Below are 14,119 nucleotides of genomic sequence, written 5' to 3'. Positions count from 1 at the left end.
CTTCCGCTATCGTCTTCCGAGATGCCGCTGTCCTACACGGTCGAACACGGTGTAGCTCGCTTTGAACCAGTCGTTCTTGGCCAGCTTGTCCCGCCAGGCGGTCTTGCGCGCTTTGTCACGCGCCGGAGACTGCAGAGCCTTCGAGTCGGCCAAATAATGCAAAGCCATATGTGTATACGTTTCGGGAACGCCATCGGCAACGCGCATCCGGCGCACCATCAGCCAATCCGGGCACTCCATCAACAAGGGAATGTGCTCGGTCTCATACCAGGAATCGAATTCGGCCGCTGCCTCGGCAGGAACATTGAAGCTGACCGCATAAAGAACGGCGGCATCCAGCGTCGAATCCGGCGCCTCCTGCGACTTCACCGACGTCTCGCCCGCAAGGTAGCGGGTGAAACCGGTCACATTGGCCAACATCCATGCGGTCTCTTCCGACGGCTGACTCTTGATTACTTTATAGGCATCGCGGGACAGCACCCCGACATCATCCATCTCGTAGACCGCGAGATAACCCTCGGTATCCTGCCGCTTGTAACGCTGCGCGCTGACAAAGCCGGGGCACGCCATCCGCACCGGAATATGATGCGTATCGTACCAGTTGTGGAAGCGATCGACGAAGTCCGGTCCCGGCGTCATTTCCGAAAACAGAACGGCTTGGCCTTTGATTTGCATATGCTGAAGCCCTGATTGACAGATTGTCTGACGAAGTGTTAGCTCTCGATCAGCCAGTGTCAAGCATTCGAAAGCCAATCGAAATGAATCTGAATATTCGCCGCTCCTATTCGATCGTTGAAGACAAGAGCGAATTGGCGGGTCGTCGGGTCGAAGTACCCGTCCGCAAGGTCGCCGTGGTGACTGTCCTCGAGAACCCCTATCTCGGCCGCTACGTTGAAGATCTCAGCCCTCTCGTAGAGGCCAGCGTCGGCCTCGGCAAGACCATGGCGCAGATGGCGCTCGATGCGCTCGGCACCTACAAGGCACAGAGCTATGGTAAGGGCGCTCTGGTCGGCCTGCTTGGCGAAGCGGAACATGCAAGCGCCCTGGTAACGACCGCTTATGCCAATCCGATCCGCGATGCGCTCGGTTGCGGCAAGGCATGGATCTCGTCGATGGTGAAACTCGGCTCGCCCGGTCAGCTGATCGACATTCCCATGAACCATGTCGACGACGTCTATGTCCGTTCGCATTACGATGGCGTGACCCTGTCGCTGCAGGACACGCCGATGCCCGACGAAATCGCGATCATCTTCTGCCTGGCCAGCGGTGCGCGGCTCAATGCCCGCGTCGGCGGCCTCACGCATGACGAAGTAGCAAAGCGCGGTTAGCGGATCTGGCAGAGACAGGTACGCCGTCAGCGTCCTTTCCTGCCTGCCTACCATCGCCGACAACATCGCGAGCGACACATCCTGCGATCGATCATATCGGTCGTTGGGTAGCTGCGGCTTGTCTGTGCGACGACTCATGCTGTGTCTCGGCGACGCCATCGCGCGACGTCGTAACAGCAAACAACGATCAGTGACTTACGGCCATGCGCATCATTGCGCGCACAACACTCTACTCGCTTACACCTGCATGCTTGCAATCCAGTTTTTTTGAGAACGATCGGCGCCAAGTCATATCTTGGCGTCAAATTTGCAAAAGCAAAAAAATCTCGACGACATTCTAGCGATCGATAACGACTTTGGGGGTTACATGAAGAAGATGCCAACAATCACACGGCGTGGCTTCCTCGCAACGAGCGCCGGCGTCGCCTCGTTGCTTGCGGCACCATCGCTGTTGTCGGCGCAATCCGCTCCTGTGACGATGAAGGTCGGTACACCGACGCTGAACGATGTGCAGCACGAGTGGATGAAAATCTTCCAGCGCATTCTCGAATCTGACAGCGGCGGACAAATCAAGGTCGAGATTTATCCGGCGAGTCAGCTCGGCTCGATTCCGCGCATGATCGAAGGCACGCAATTCGGCTCGATCCAGGCTTTTGTCGGACCGCCGGAGTTCCTCGCCGGCGTCGATAGCCGCTTCGAAGTGCTCGGCGCCCCAGGTCTGTTCAAGGACATGGCCCATGCCAACCGCGCCATTCAGGACAGCGGGTTCAACAAGGCCTTTCTCGCGCTCGGCGCCAACAAGGGACTGAAGGGCATCGGCCTCTTCGTCAGCGGACCAACCATTTTCAACACGCGTACCAAGATCGAGAAACTTGCCGACTTCGAAGGCAAGAAGATCCGCGTGCTCGCCTCGCCGATACAAACAGACCAACTGAAGGCGGTGAGAGCCACTGCGGTGCCGATGCCGCTTGGCGAGGTTCTGCCCGCTTTGCAGCAAGGCACGATCGATGGCGTGATGAGCGTACTCTCGGTGCTGACCGCATTGCGGTTTTACGATGCCGCGAAGTATGTCGTGGAAACCGATCAAGCAATGGTCACCGTTGCCGCCGTCGTCAGCAAACAGTGGTACGACAAACTGTCTCCCGCGCTGCAGGCGAAGGTCGATGATGCCGGCCGCAAGACGAGCATCGAGGTATTTCCATGGGCCGTTGATTTCACCACCAAGCAGCGCGCTGCATGGAAAGCGAGCGGCGGCGAGATCACCGAACTGTCGAAAGCCGATCACGATGAGTTCGTGAAGCGCGTTCGGCCCATCGGCGCCGAGGTGACCGCCAAGAAGCCGGCTGAGCGCGAACTGTTCGAGCTACTGCTGAAGACTGCCGAGGCGACTGCGTCATGATGGCAGGCGAGGCATCGGCGCGCGGAGTTCTGCATCGGCTAGGCGACAGCATTTCGTCGCTCTGCACGATGGTCGCCGGCGCTGCATTGATCGCAATCGTCACCATCAACGGCGCCAATGTCGCCGGCCGCTACTTCTTCGCCAGTCCCATCGCCTGGGCCGAAGAATCGATGCTGTATCTCATGATCCTGGTCGTGTTTTCGGCCGTCGCCAGCGTGACCTGGCGCGGTTCCCACATCAAGATCGAGCTGCTGCTCGACCATGTATCGCCGACGCTGCACAGGATCGCGACGCTCTTTTCGGCTGCACTCACCATCAGCATCTGCGGCGTCGTAGCTGTCAGCAGCCTTGACGTCGTGTCGCAGCTCTATGCTTTCGATCAGCGCAGCGATGCCATGGAATTTCCAGTCTGGATCGCACAGTCGGCCGTCCTGGGAGGATTGGTGCTGATCGCGGCAATGACCGTCATGCGGCTCGTGGTGTTTGGCCCATCCGCAATCGGCCACACGGAAATCCAGGACCACGTATGAACGCGCTCGTCTTCGGTGTGTTGCCCATCGCATTGCTGGCCATCGGCACGCCGATCTTCGTCACGCTGCTGATCGCGACCGCTGCCGGCATGCTCATGCTCGGAGATATTCCGCTGCGTGCGATGCATACGGCGCTGTTCGGCAGTCTCGACGCTTTTTCCCTGCTCGCTGTCCCGCTGTTCATCTTCGCCGGCGACATCATGTCCCGCGGTGGCATCGCGCGCCGGCTCATCGAACTGATCATGGCGCTGATCGGCGGCATCCGCGGCTCGCTGCCGCTTGCAACCGTCGCATCGGCCTCGGCCTTCGGCGCGATGTCGGGTTCCAGCGTCGCCTGCGTCGCCGCCATCGGCAAACTGACGCTGCCTTCACTTGGCAAGGCTGGCTACAACCGCCGGTTTTCCGTCAGCCTGGTCACCGCCACCGGGGTGATCGACGTGATCATTCCGCCGTCGATCCCGATGATCATCTATGCCATCGCAGCCCAGCAATCGGCGACGCAGCTGTTTCTCGCCGGCATCGTGCCTGGCCTGATCGTGGCTTCCGCCCTCGGCATCTATGTCGTCATCTATTCCCGAATGAAGGGCGTGCCGGTCGGCGAAAAGCCGCGTTGGGATGTGATCCGCCCGGCCGCTAGGCGCTCCCTCTGGGCGATCCTCGCGCCGATACTCATTCTCGGCGGCATCTATGGCGGCATGTTCACCCCGACGGAAGCCGCTGGCGCCGCCTGCATCTATTCGATCGTCGTATCGGTCTGCATCTATCGCGAACTGGCATGGCGCGACGTCTGGCAAACCGCGGTCGATTCGTCCTTCCTTGTTGCGCAGATCATGATCATCGTTGCCGCCGCCGGCACTTATTCATGGCTGATCACCACCAGCGGCTTTCCGGCCCAGCTGGTATCCTTCATCGACAGCCTGTCGCTGCAAACCTGGGCGTTGTTGCTGGTGATCAATGTGATGCTGCTGCTGGTCGGCAGTGTGCTGGAGCCACCCGCCGCGATCCTTGTCCTAGCGCCGCTGCTCACGCCGATCGCAGCCAAAGCCGGGATCGACCCGATCCATTTCGGAATCATCGTCACGGTGAATCTGGCAATAGGCATGTTCATGCCGCCCTTCGGCCTGAATCTGTTTGCGTCCAACGCCATCTTCAAGATGCCGCTGCCGCAACTCTATCGCGGCGTCGTGCCGTTCTTCTTCATCTATCTGTTCGTACTGGCTCTGATCACTTACTTCCCTGCGCTGACGCTCGCTCCGATGGCTCTCTACAAATAGGCCATCGGCGCGGACGACTGCGTTTTCTTTTTGCAACAAGGAGACGATTTGATGAGACGACTTCTTCTGGCGGCCATGGCGGGACTTCTGAGCGTGACATCGGCGCAAGCTCAGAGCTTTCCATCCAAGCCGGTGACCATGGTCATCCCCTATGCGCCCGGCGGATCGTCCGATGTGGTCGGACGCATCCTCGCGCAGAAGCTCAGCGAGCTCTGGAAGCAGCCTGTGGTCGTCGAAAACCGCCCCGGTGCTACCACCACCATCGGCGCCGAATATGTCTCGCGCGCCGCGCCGGATGGTTACACCATGCTGCTTGCGGCGCCGCCTTTCGTCATCACGCAGCACGTCTACCCGAACCTCACTTACACCACCGACAAGAGTTTCGAACCTGTCTCGCTGGTGGCCTATTTTCCTCTGATCATGGTGGCACATCCGGCGCTTCCGGTTCAGAATCTGAAGGATCTCGTCGCTTATGCCAAGAAGAAGCCGGGCGCTGTCTACCCGTCTCCCGGTGCCGGCACGACGCCACATTTGATTGGAGAACTGCTCGGGCAACACGAAAAACTAGACCTTATTCACGCGCCGTATAAGAGCGGCGGACAAGGCGTCATCGATCTCGTCGCAGGTCGTTTGCAATTCTATGCAGGTGCCCCCGCGGAAGTGGTCGCACATGTGAAGGGCGGGAAGCTTCGAGCCATTGCAGTTTTGGACTCCAAGCGTGTCTCCATCTTCCCAGATGTCCCGACCTCGGTGGAACAAGGTCTCGATTTCCTTCAAGCTCAGACCTGGTCGTCGGTCGTGGTTCCCAAGGGAACACCAAGCGACATTGTCAACAAGATGAGCGCGGACATCACCACGGCGGTCAAAGATGCCGACTTTCAAGAGCGCCTGACCTCGCAGGGCGCGGTCATTGTCGGATCCACGCCGGAGCAACTGCGCGATTGGTATGTCGCCGAGCACAACAAGTACGGCCCGCTCGTCAAATCCGTCGGTCTCAAGCCAGAGCAATAAGCATTGCGTCGGCAATGATCGTTGGACGACGATCAACACGCTGTGAGCTACACACGCTCACAGCGTGCCAATAGATCGACCGTCAATCTGATGAAGGACTGCGCCAACTTTGTCGCAGAATCCGGCAAGGATCCGGAGAGCAAGAAGAAGGCTCAGGAAGGTCGCAATCTTCATAACGAGGGGCGTTTGAAGGATGGCAAGCCACCGAAGACGACACCGCCGGCTCAAATCATCCGGAAAAGTAATGACCCGAAAGCCCGCCCTTACCGGCGGGCTTTTTGCTGCGCGATAACCGGTATGAATGTCAGGTACCGGACAGAAATAAACAGCGCCGCGTGATAGCGCGAGCCATGAGCAATGCCATCAGTCATTTGAAAGCCCGTTATTGCCGCTCGATCATGAATACCGCATCCATCAGTCCTGATACGGAAGCGCGGCATCTGATTGATGCGCTCACAACCGAGCGCCCCACAGCAAACGTCTCCCCTGCCGTCGCTACCGCGGAGCGCGATGCCTATCAATGTTTTCACACGCTCTCGGATCGATTGACTGGTACGACGATGTCGGCTGCCGCACTCGAATGGGCGCGAGCGCGCAAGGCGATCCTGCGCTGGATCGACATATCGGCGTGATCCGATTTTCTGCGATCCGCCGAGAGTTGCTCCAAGCTTTACACGCTGTTCCGATCCGAAACTGGCGATGATCGGTAGAAGCTTACGCTGCGTTCCCGACATGGCGCCTTTGAAGCTTACTCGACCAAACGCATTAGCCCGGGATTGTCCCTGCCGACCTCTGCTCACCTGCCAGACGAAACGTTGCGCGCCGCCTGAAATTGCCACTGCACTGCTCAACGAGCGAGGAGATGCAGAATGTCAATTTCCCAGCAAGTCGTTTATCAGCCACCATCCGAGGACATCAAATATGTAGACGGCCCGCCCGGCGCCGGATCCGATGGCTCCGGCACTCCCCCCGGTGCCGGAAGTGGAGATGGCGGTAGCGGTTCGGCGCCTCCTGTCGCCGGCGGCGGTGATGGATCCACGCCTCCGGGCGCAGGCGGTGGCGGCGGATCAACTCCTCCGGGCTCAGGCGGCGGTGACGGATCGACACCTCCTGTCGCAGGCGGTGGTGATGGATCAACACCTCCAGGCTCGGGCGGTGGCGACGGATCAACACCTCCTGTCACAGGTGGCGGTGATGGATCGACACCTCCCGGCTCGGGTGGCGGCGATGGATCAACGCCTCCTGGTGATACTGGCGGCCTGACGATCGGCATCGATCCCGTGCTCACGGTTGGTCTCGGCGGAGCAGACGGCAACGGCCTGTCGGTCAATGTCCTCACACCACCGGACGCGACCGATAGTCATGGCATCAATGTGAATGTGCTTGGCGATGGCACTGGTGAAAACCTGCTCGATGTCGGCCTGCTTCCGAACACCGGTGGCATCGGCCTGCCTGGCACCGGCGATCCCGGATCCGGCGACGCACTCGGTCTCGGTCCCCTGCTCTCGGTCGATACGGGAGGTGATGGCCAAGGCCTGGCAGTGAACGTCCTTGCGCCAGCCGATGCCTCTGACATGCACGGTGTCAATCTCAACGTCCTCGGCACCGGCAACGGTGAGAACCTGCTCGATATCGGCCTGCTTCCAAACACAGGCGGCATCGGCCTTCCCGGCACGGGTGAACCAGGATCCGGCAATCCGCTCGATCTCAATTCCCTGCTGAGCATCAGCCCCAGCGGTGCTGACGGGAATGGTCTATCAGTGAATGCGCTGACGGGGCCGGATGCGACCGACACCGACGGTCTCAATGTGAACGTGCTCGACACCGGGGACGGCCAGAACGTGATCGATATCGGCTTGCCGCCGGCCTCCGGCCTTGGCCTGCCCGGCATCGGCGATACCGGGTCTGGCAACCCGCTCGGCAACCTCCTTGGCAGCGGGTTGGCTGGCGGCCTTCTCAATGCAGAGGGTGGGCTGTTGAACGGCACTGTCGGCGATCTCAACGGATCTTCGACGGGCCATCTGATCGATCTCGATGTCGGGCCGCAGACGCCAAACGGGCTGGGACTCGATCTGCTATCGACGCCCGATACCGATCCGACGCATGCCGTGAGCATCAGTGCGATCGATGTCGGTGCTGATGGGCCGCAGCTGGCAGATCTCGGTGTGCTGACAGGCAGCGGCATCCTCGACGTTCCCAGCTTGGGCGGCGCAGGAACGGACGGCCTGTCCGGCAACCTGCTTGGCAGCAATGGCCTGCTCGGCGGATTGCTTGGTGGCGCTGGAATTCCCGGCGGCATCCTGAGCGGCGATATCGCATCGGGCAACACCGTCTCGGCTCCGGTGAACGCGCCGCTCGATGTGGCTGCGCTCACCGATACGATCACCGCACCGCTGGCAGGTGACCACGGCCTCCTCGATCTGCACGGTGCTCATATCCTGTAGTGACAGATGATATGCGATCATGCAGATGAAATAATGGCCTCGGCGCACTGCGCCGAGGCCATCTGTCGATCTGGGTGTGCAGGCGCGCGAAGCATGATAAAGTCACGCGGCTTCACCGACAGATTGGTGCTTGGTGACTTCGCGATATCATTTCCTTCTCGCCTACACGACCTGCGCGCTGCTTTGCAGCGTGCTGAGCTGTTTTGTGACGGCTCCCACACGCGCCGATCCCCGCCAATTGTCGCTGATGCCGGATCCGCGCGGCGAATTCATTCGCCTCTGCGCCCCCTTCATGGCGCCGCGCTATGCACGCCCGGAGGCCGTGTGCGATTGCGTGCGCAACGCGATGTTCGATCAGGTCGATGATGTCGAAATGCTCGACGCATTGCTTTATGGCGTCACCGAACGGGGCGTCCCGACGCTGAACCGCGCATGGCTGCAGGCAGAAAAGTGGCCGCGGATCGAAACCACCATGACGGCGATCGCAGAACCGACTATGGAATGCATGTTCGGCGCTGGTGCTGAAATGCGCCTTCGGGAATCTGTGCCGCCTGACGGACCGGTCGGAATGCCTCCGGTACAGGACCTCACGCCGTAGCAAAACGCGCTGTTTCCAGCGCAAATTCCGATTTCTCTTGCGGCTTCCTTGCGTCCAAACCATGACCGACTTGCAGCACGACATCGACAGCCGCGAGGAGCGCAAAGCCCTCGTTTATTCCATCATCGTCACCGCCTTCGACGCGGCCGTCGGTATCTCGGTGGGACTTGTCATCAATTCGTCATCGATTGTGTTCGATGGCGTATATTCCGTCATCGATGCGGCGATGACCGGATTGTCCGTCGGCGTCTCGCTGCTGCTGACGCGCGGATCGACTCGCTACTTCCAGTTCGGCTTCTGGCAGTTCGAGCCGATGCTGGTGCTCCTCAACAGCGTCGTGCTGGCACTATCCTGCGGCTATGCGCTGCTGGGTGCGCTGAATGACTTGTTCAGCGTCGGCCGTTCGGTGTCGTTCGGGCCCGGCGCCGCCTACGGCATCATCGCGGGACTGATCGCGCTGGTGATGGCCTATCTGATCGGGACGCGTGCGAAGCGGCTGAATTCAGAACTGCTGCTGATGGACGCGCGCAACTGGTTTGCGTCGGGTTTGGTCAGCGTCGCGCTGGGTCTCAGTTTCTGGGTCGCGGCGCGGATGCATGGGACAAGCTATGATCATCTCGTGCCCTATCTCGATCCGGCGGTGCTGGCGACGCTCAGCGTGTTGCTGCTGCCACTGCCGCTGCGGTCGTGCTGGCGATCGGTGAAGGATATCATCCAGGTGGCGCCGGTGGATCTGGATGAGGAAGTGCGCGAGATCGCGCGTGATATCCAGAAGCGCCACGGCTTCGAGAATTTTTCGAGCTATGTCGCCAAGATGGGTCGCGCGCGTTTCGTCGATATCACGTTCCTCGCACCCGACGATCTCGGGCCGCGCGAGGTGGATTACTTCGATGGCATTAGGCGGGAGATTGCGGAGCGGCTGGGCGCCGTGCCGCCGAGCCACTGGCTCAATATCGAGTTCACCAGCGACGAAGCGTGGCTGTAGCCCTTACGCGGCAGCGCGTAGCGTCATCGCCGTCCGCTTGCGCGCTCGCATCAACAGCCATGTGACGATCGCGACGTTGAACAGATTCCAGCAGATGCCATTGATGAAGGCAGCCCGATAGGAGCCGGTGGCATCGAAGATGACGCCGGACAGCCAGCCGCCCAGCGACATGCCAGCAATGGTGCCGAGGATGACGATGCCGACGCGCGTCGCGGCCTGCGAGGCCGGCATCGCCTCGCGCACGATGATCGCATAGGCCGGCACGATGCCGCCCTGGAACAGGCCGAACATCGCCGAGATGATATAGAGCGAGCTCAATCCGTCAAAGAACAGATAGAACATCAGTGCCACGCCCTGCGCGATGGCACCGACCAGCAGGGTGCGCAGCCCGCCGATGCGATCGGCTAGGAAGCCTGAGCCGACGCGGCTGATGATGCCGAGTGCCAGCATCACCGACAGCATCTCTGCGCCACGTGCGGCGCCATAGCCAAGGTCGCTGCAGTAAGCGACGATATGCACCTGCGGCATCGCCATGGCGACGCAGCAGCCGATGCCAGCGATGAAAAGGATTGCTGTCAAAGCATTGTGACTTAGCTGCAGATCGACTTTCGGTGGCGGCGCATTGGCATGGCTGCGGCGCTCATTGGCGCCCATTTTCGACCGCAATACCGCGAGCGTCACCAATGTGAGAGCCGTCGTAACGACCGCGATGCCGATCTGTGTCGGGCGCCAGCCGAAAGTGAGCATGCCCCAGCTCACCACTGGCGGCCAGAAAGTGCCGCCAATATAGCTGCCCGTCGCAGCCAGCGCGACCGCGATGCCACGGCGGCGTTCGAACCAGTGCGAGGCTTCGGCCATCAATGGCGCGAAAGTGGCGGATGAGCCGGCGCCGATCAGAAGATGCAGCAGGATGAATTGCCAGAGGGCCGTTGCAAAGGACGACAGCACATAGCCGATCGCCATCAGCACGGTGGCAAGTGCGATGCTCGCGACGATGCCGAAACGGTCCGTCAGCCGGCCGACGATGATGCCGCCGATGCCGAAGCCGACCATGGTGAACGTGAAAGCCAGCGCCGCGGCGCCACGAGTGGCGCCGAAATCGGCCTGCACGGCCGGGAGCACCACCACGACGGACCACATGCCGACGGAGCCCAACGAGCCCACGACGAGTGCCAAGGCAAGGCGGGTCCATGCCTGACGCGAGTCGGGCTGGAAGGCGGGCGTTTCCGGGAGGGCCGTTTCTGAATTCACTGCGGCAACCTGAAGGGGAGTTCCTTCCGGGTCAAGCCAGCCTGCTGAAGGATTAGGCATGCGAAAGTGACGGGGTGGAGAATGAATTTTCCTTCCACCAGGAGTACTGGCCGCAGTGTCCCCTCTCCCGCGTGCGGGAGAGGGTGCTTCAGCAAACTCCGACGTCACGTGGGGCTCCCTCTCCCCGGCCCTCTCCCGCAAGCGGGAGAGGGAGCACTTGTGCTGCGTCACGCTGCCTTAACTCGCCGTCAGTTAACCAAAATTAACCCTTTGCTAACCATACACACGGCAAAAATTGCCGAGTGAAATCGTGTCTCGTCAGCCGATCGGGGGAATGCCCGTGGATGCCAGTGCGGTGCCTCACTTGCGGATCGGCGGCCCTCCGGCTGCCAAGCATACGTTTGGCGCGCATGACCGGCATGCGCGCGGGGAAGCTTTGACGATGACGGACATGACGGTGAGCCAGGGCCCAACAGCCCCCGGCGGCGGCTTCGATCTCGGCAGGCTTAAAACCGCGGTACTGCGCGGCGATATCGCGCTGGCGCTCGGCGTCCTGATCATCCTCGTCGTGCTGATCATGCCGCTGCCGGCGATCGTCATGGACCTGTTCCTGGCGATCTCCATCACCATGTCGGTGCTGATCCTGATGACGGCGCTGTTCACCCAGACGCCGCTGGAATTCTCGTCGTTCCCGACCGTTCTGCTGATCTCGACCATGCTGCGGCTGTCGCTGAACCTCGCCTCGACCCGCCTGATCCTGTCGCATGGCCACGAAGGCACCGCCGCTGCCGGCCACGTCATCGAGGCCTTCGGCCATTTCGTGATGGGCGGCAACTTCGTCATCGGCGTGGTGGTGTTCGCCATCCTGGTGATCGTGAACTTCATCGTCATCACCAAGGGTTCGGGCCGTATCGCCGAAGTCGCTGCGCGCTTCCAGCTGGACGCCATGCCCGGCAAGCAGATGGCGATCGACGCCGATCTCTCCGCCGGCCTGATCGACGAAGCCACCGCCAAGAAGCGCCGCAAGGACCTCGAAGACGAAAGCGGCTTCTTCGGCGCCATGGACGGTGCCTCCAAATTCGTCCGCGGCGACGCCATTGCCGGCCTGCTCATCACCGCCATCAACGTCATCGGCGGCATCATCATCGGCGTCGCCCAGCAGGGCATGCCGTTCTCCGAAGCCGGCCGCACCTACACGCTGCTCACGGTCGGTGACGGCCTGGTGACCCAGGTGCCGGCGCTGATCGTCTCGGTCGCCGCGGGCTTGCTGGTCTCCAAGGCCGGCATCACGGGTGCTGCCGACAAGACGCTGCTGAAGCAGTTTTCGGGCTATCCGCAGGCGCTCGGCATGTCGGCCGGCGTGATGCTGACGCTGGCGCTGCTACCGGGCATTCCGATGCTGCCGTTCCTCGCCCTGGGTGGCGGTGCCGGCTGGCTCGCCTACTCGGCCAGCAAGCGTAACAAGTCGCAGAAGGCCACCGACTCGCAGCAAGCAGTGCCTGCTCCCGGCAGCCCCGCCGCCGCCGCGGCCGCGCAGGCCGCCCAGGCTGCAGCGGACGAGCCGATCTCCGCCTCGCTCAAGATCGACGACCTCAAGATCGAACTCGGCTACGCGCTGCTGCCACTGGTCAACGGCCCGGATGGCACCGATCGCCTGACCGAACAGATCAAGGCGCTGCGCAAGTCGCTGGCCGTCGAGATGGGCTTTGTGATGCCGTCGGTGCGCATCCTCGACAATGTCCAGCTCGAAGCCAACACCTATGTCATCAAGATCAAGGAGGTCGAATCCGGCACCGGCCGCATCTGGCCGAACCAGTTCATGGTCATGGATCCCGGCGGCCAGCAGGTCACCGTGCCCGGTATCCACACAACGGAGCCGACCTTCGGCCTGCCCGCCACCTGGGTCGATGCCGCGCTGAAGGAAGAAGCCTCATTGAAGGGCTACACCGTCGTCGATGCGGCTACCGTGCTGTCCACGCATCTGACAGAGCTGCTCAAGGGCAACATGTCGGATCTGCTCTCCTACGGCGAAGTGCAGAAGCTGCTCAAGGATCTGCCGAAGGAACAGGGCGAGCTGGTCAAGGATATCGTGCCCAGCCTCATCACTGTCTCCGGCATCCAGCGCGTGCTGCAGCTCTTGCTCACCGAACGCATCTCGGTGCGCGATCTGTCGACCATTCTCGAAGGCATTGCCGACGCGCTGGCCTATTCGCGCAATCCCTCGACCATCGTCGAACATGTGCGCGCGCGCCTTTCCCGCCAGATCTGCGCGCAGAACACCTCCTACGCCGGCTATCTCCCGCTCATCGCGCTGTCGGCGCAGTGGGAACAAGCTTTTGCGGAATCCATTATCGGACAGGGTGAAGACCGCAGCCTCGCGATGCAGCCGTCGCGCCTGTCGGAATTTATGGTCGCCGTGCGCAACAGTTTTGAGCAGGCGGCCCGCGAAGGCGAAGCCCCGGTGCTGGTGACTTCGGCCGGTATCCGACCGTTCGTGCGCTCCTTGGTGGAACGGTTCCGCTCACAGACCACCGTTCTGTCGCAGGCCGAGATTCATCCCCGCGCCCGGTTGAAGACCGTCGGCAGCGTCTAGTGCCTTCTCCCGCACGCGGGGAGAAGGTGGCCCGGCGAAGCCGGGACAGATGAGGGGCTCTCCACACACTGCAGAGCTTTTGGAGAGCCCCCTCACCCGCCTTCCACATGCTGCGCATGTTCCAGGCGACCTCTCCCCGCAAGCGGGGAGAGGTTAAATCGCCCCCGGAACACGGATCCGTCGCCGCAAATCACTGCCGGTGGGCGGTGCAAATTCGTCACACACAAGAGACTTGCCGATTCGTAATGTTTTTCGGCAAGCCTCGCGCAAGCTGCGACGATCTTGACTATCGCTTTCTAAACAAATGAGTATTTCGTAAATGTCAGACCTGACACGGCCAAAATGGCTCCGGGCCTCACGGAATATCACCGTCTTGTGATTGATAATCCGGAACGTACGCCCTCGCACTGACGTTCTTTGCCACACAGATGATGAACCTGATGACGAAAGCTCGACACCAACGAGCAGTCAGGCATCGGACGGCAGGAGCGTCTCATGAACCACTCGATTTACAGCGCGGACCGCATGACCCACCTCAAGGTGGTCGTTGTTGCCCTGATCGCCGGTATCTTCGTGGCCGGTGTGGGTATCTCGTCTCGCATGAATTCAGATCAAGGCTACACGCAGACCGCGCGCGTCATCAAAGCAGGTGCCCCTGTGACGACGGCGACCTCGAACAGCAGCATGGTCCGCTAACGAGTTTTAC

Annotated in this window: 14 protein-coding genes; 12 read left to right on the top strand and 2 right to left on the bottom strand. The window is 61.1% G+C overall.

The genetic code is table 11. The features are described from left to right. Window positions 1–6: 6 nt before the first annotated feature. Window positions 7–675, bottom strand: coding sequence for a DUF4286 family protein (locus ACIQ2A_RS04210; RefSeq protein WP_398476087.1), 669 nt, complete (start codon window positions 673–675; stop codon window positions 7–9). A gap of 83 nt (window positions 676–758) precedes the next feature. On the opposite strand from ACIQ2A_RS04210, the gene ACIQ2A_RS04205 reads away from it, so the two are divergent. From ACIQ2A_RS04205 to ACIQ2A_RS04160, 10 genes are all read left to right on the top strand, one after another. Beyond that, complete coding sequence (locus tag ACIQ2A_RS04205; protein ID WP_398476085.1) at window positions 759–1,328, top strand: amino acid synthesis family protein; 570 nt, start codon at window positions 759–761, stop codon at window positions 1,326–1,328. A gap of 367 nt (window positions 1,329–1,695) precedes the next feature. Beyond that, window positions 1,696–2,727, top strand: coding sequence for a TRAP transporter substrate-binding protein (locus ACIQ2A_RS04200; protein WP_398476083.1), 1,032 nt, complete (start codon window positions 1,696–1,698; stop codon window positions 2,725–2,727). After that, window positions 2,724–3,257 (top strand): TRAP transporter small permease, encoded by a 534-nt coding sequence (locus ACIQ2A_RS04195; RefSeq protein ID WP_398476081.1) that lies wholly within the window; start codon window positions 2,724–2,726, stop codon window positions 3,255–3,257. The genes ACIQ2A_RS04200 and ACIQ2A_RS04195 overlap by 4 nt, the downstream gene beginning before the upstream one ends. Further along, window positions 3,254–4,531, top strand: a complete 1,278-nt coding sequence (locus ACIQ2A_RS04190; protein WP_398476079.1) for a TRAP transporter large permease — start codon at window positions 3,254–3,256, stop codon at window positions 4,529–4,531. Before ACIQ2A_RS04195 ends, ACIQ2A_RS04190 begins: the two co-directional genes overlap by 4 nt. A 75-nt stretch (window positions 4,532–4,606) precedes the next feature. Then, window positions 4,607–5,542, top strand: a complete 936-nt coding sequence (locus ACIQ2A_RS04185; protein ID WP_398476077.1) for a Bug family tripartite tricarboxylate transporter substrate binding protein — start codon at window positions 4,607–4,609, stop codon at window positions 5,540–5,542. Between the two features lie 21 nt (window positions 5,543–5,563). After that, window positions 5,564–5,881, top strand: a complete 318-nt coding sequence (locus ACIQ2A_RS04180) for a hypothetical protein (protein WP_398476075.1) — start codon at window positions 5,564–5,566, stop codon at window positions 5,879–5,881. An 11-nt stretch (window positions 5,882–5,892) separates the two neighbouring features. After that, window positions 5,893–6,174, top strand: coding sequence for a hypothetical protein (locus ACIQ2A_RS04175; RefSeq protein ID WP_398476073.1), 282 nt, complete (start codon window positions 5,893–5,895; stop codon window positions 6,172–6,174). A 237-nt stretch (window positions 6,175–6,411) separates the two neighbouring features. Then, entirely contained in the window at window positions 6,412–7,986 is a 1,575-nt protein-coding gene (locus tag ACIQ2A_RS04170; protein WP_398476071.1) for a hypothetical protein, read from the top strand. A 292-nt stretch (window positions 7,987–8,278) separates the two neighbouring features. Further along, window positions 8,279–8,584: a hypothetical protein gene (locus ACIQ2A_RS04165; protein WP_398476069.1), complete on the top strand. Its 306-nt coding sequence runs from the start codon at window positions 8,279–8,281 to the stop codon at window positions 8,582–8,584. Window positions 8,585–8,645: 61 nt separating this feature from the next. Next, entirely contained in the window at window positions 8,646–9,569 is a 924-nt protein-coding gene (locus ACIQ2A_RS04160) for a cation diffusion facilitator family transporter (RefSeq protein WP_398476067.1), read from the top strand. 3 nt (window positions 9,570–9,572) lie between these two features. Here the strand turns inward: ACIQ2A_RS04160 and ACIQ2A_RS04155 are convergent, their stop codons facing one another. Then, window positions 9,573–10,880, bottom strand: coding sequence for an MFS transporter (locus ACIQ2A_RS04155; protein ID WP_398476065.1), 1,308 nt, complete (start codon window positions 10,878–10,880; stop codon window positions 9,573–9,575). A gap of 382 nt (window positions 10,881–11,262) precedes the next feature. Between ACIQ2A_RS04155 and flhA the strand changes: the two genes are divergently transcribed. Continuing rightward, on the top strand, window positions 11,263–13,413 hold the full coding sequence (flhA, locus tag ACIQ2A_RS04150; protein ID WP_398476062.1) for a flagellar biosynthesis protein FlhA: 2,151 nt from the start codon (window positions 11,263–11,265) through the stop codon (window positions 13,411–13,413). A gap of 495 nt (window positions 13,414–13,908) precedes the next feature. Then, entirely contained in the window at window positions 13,909–14,109 is a 201-nt protein-coding gene (locus tag ACIQ2A_RS04145; RefSeq protein WP_398476060.1) for a hypothetical protein, read from the top strand. Window positions 14,110–14,119 lie beyond the last annotated feature (10 nt).

The sequence above is a fragment of the Tardiphaga sp. genome, from assembly GCF_044336785.1.
Taxonomy (GTDB): Bacteria; Pseudomonadota; Alphaproteobacteria; order Rhizobiales; family Xanthobacteraceae; genus Tardiphaga.
The sequence above is the reverse complement of the archived record's forward strand: the minus strand, read 5'-3'. Positions and strand labels throughout refer to the sequence as shown.

What these genes read in the sequence shown, in the direction of transcription:
- ACIQ2A_RS04210 (WP_398476087.1), bottom strand. Translation starts at nt 675, where the DNA reads ATGCAAATCAAAGGCCAAGCCGTTCTGTTTTCGGAAATGACGCCGGGA.
- ACIQ2A_RS04205 (WP_398476085.1), top strand. Translation starts at nt 759, where the DNA reads ATGAATCTGAATATTCGCCGCTCCTATTCGATCGTTGAAGACAAGAGC.
- ACIQ2A_RS04200 (WP_398476083.1), top strand. Translation starts at nt 1,696, where the DNA reads ATGAAGAAGATGCCAACAATCACACGGCGTGGCTTCCTCGCAACGAGC.
- ACIQ2A_RS04195 (WP_398476081.1), top strand. Translation starts at nt 2,724, where the DNA reads ATGATGGCAGGCGAGGCATCGGCGCGCGGAGTTCTGCATCGGCTAGGC.
- ACIQ2A_RS04190 (WP_398476079.1), top strand. Translation starts at nt 3,254, where the DNA reads ATGAACGCGCTCGTCTTCGGTGTGTTGCCCATCGCATTGCTGGCCATC.
- ACIQ2A_RS04185 (WP_398476077.1), top strand. Translation starts at nt 4,607, where the DNA reads ATGGCGGGACTTCTGAGCGTGACATCGGCGCAAGCTCAGAGCTTTCCA.
- ACIQ2A_RS04175 (WP_398476073.1), top strand. Translation starts at nt 5,893, where the DNA reads ATGAGCAATGCCATCAGTCATTTGAAAGCCCGTTATTGCCGCTCGATC.
- ACIQ2A_RS04170 (WP_398476071.1), top strand. Translation starts at nt 6,412, where the DNA reads ATGTCAATTTCCCAGCAAGTCGTTTATCAGCCACCATCCGAGGACATC.
- ACIQ2A_RS04165 (WP_398476069.1), top strand. Translation starts at nt 8,279, where the DNA reads ATGGCGCCGCGCTATGCACGCCCGGAGGCCGTGTGCGATTGCGTGCGC.
- ACIQ2A_RS04160 (WP_398476067.1), top strand. Translation starts at nt 8,646, where the DNA reads ATGACCGACTTGCAGCACGACATCGACAGCCGCGAGGAGCGCAAAGCC.
- ACIQ2A_RS04155 (WP_398476065.1), bottom strand. Translation starts at nt 10,880, where the DNA reads ATGCCTAATCCTTCAGCAGGCTGGCTTGACCCGGAAGGAACTCCCCTT.
- flhA (WP_398476062.1), top strand. Translation starts at nt 11,263, where the DNA reads ATGACGGACATGACGGTGAGCCAGGGCCCAACAGCCCCCGGCGGCGGC.
- ACIQ2A_RS04145 (WP_398476060.1), top strand. Translation starts at nt 13,909, where the DNA reads ATGAACCACTCGATTTACAGCGCGGACCGCATGACCCACCTCAAGGTG.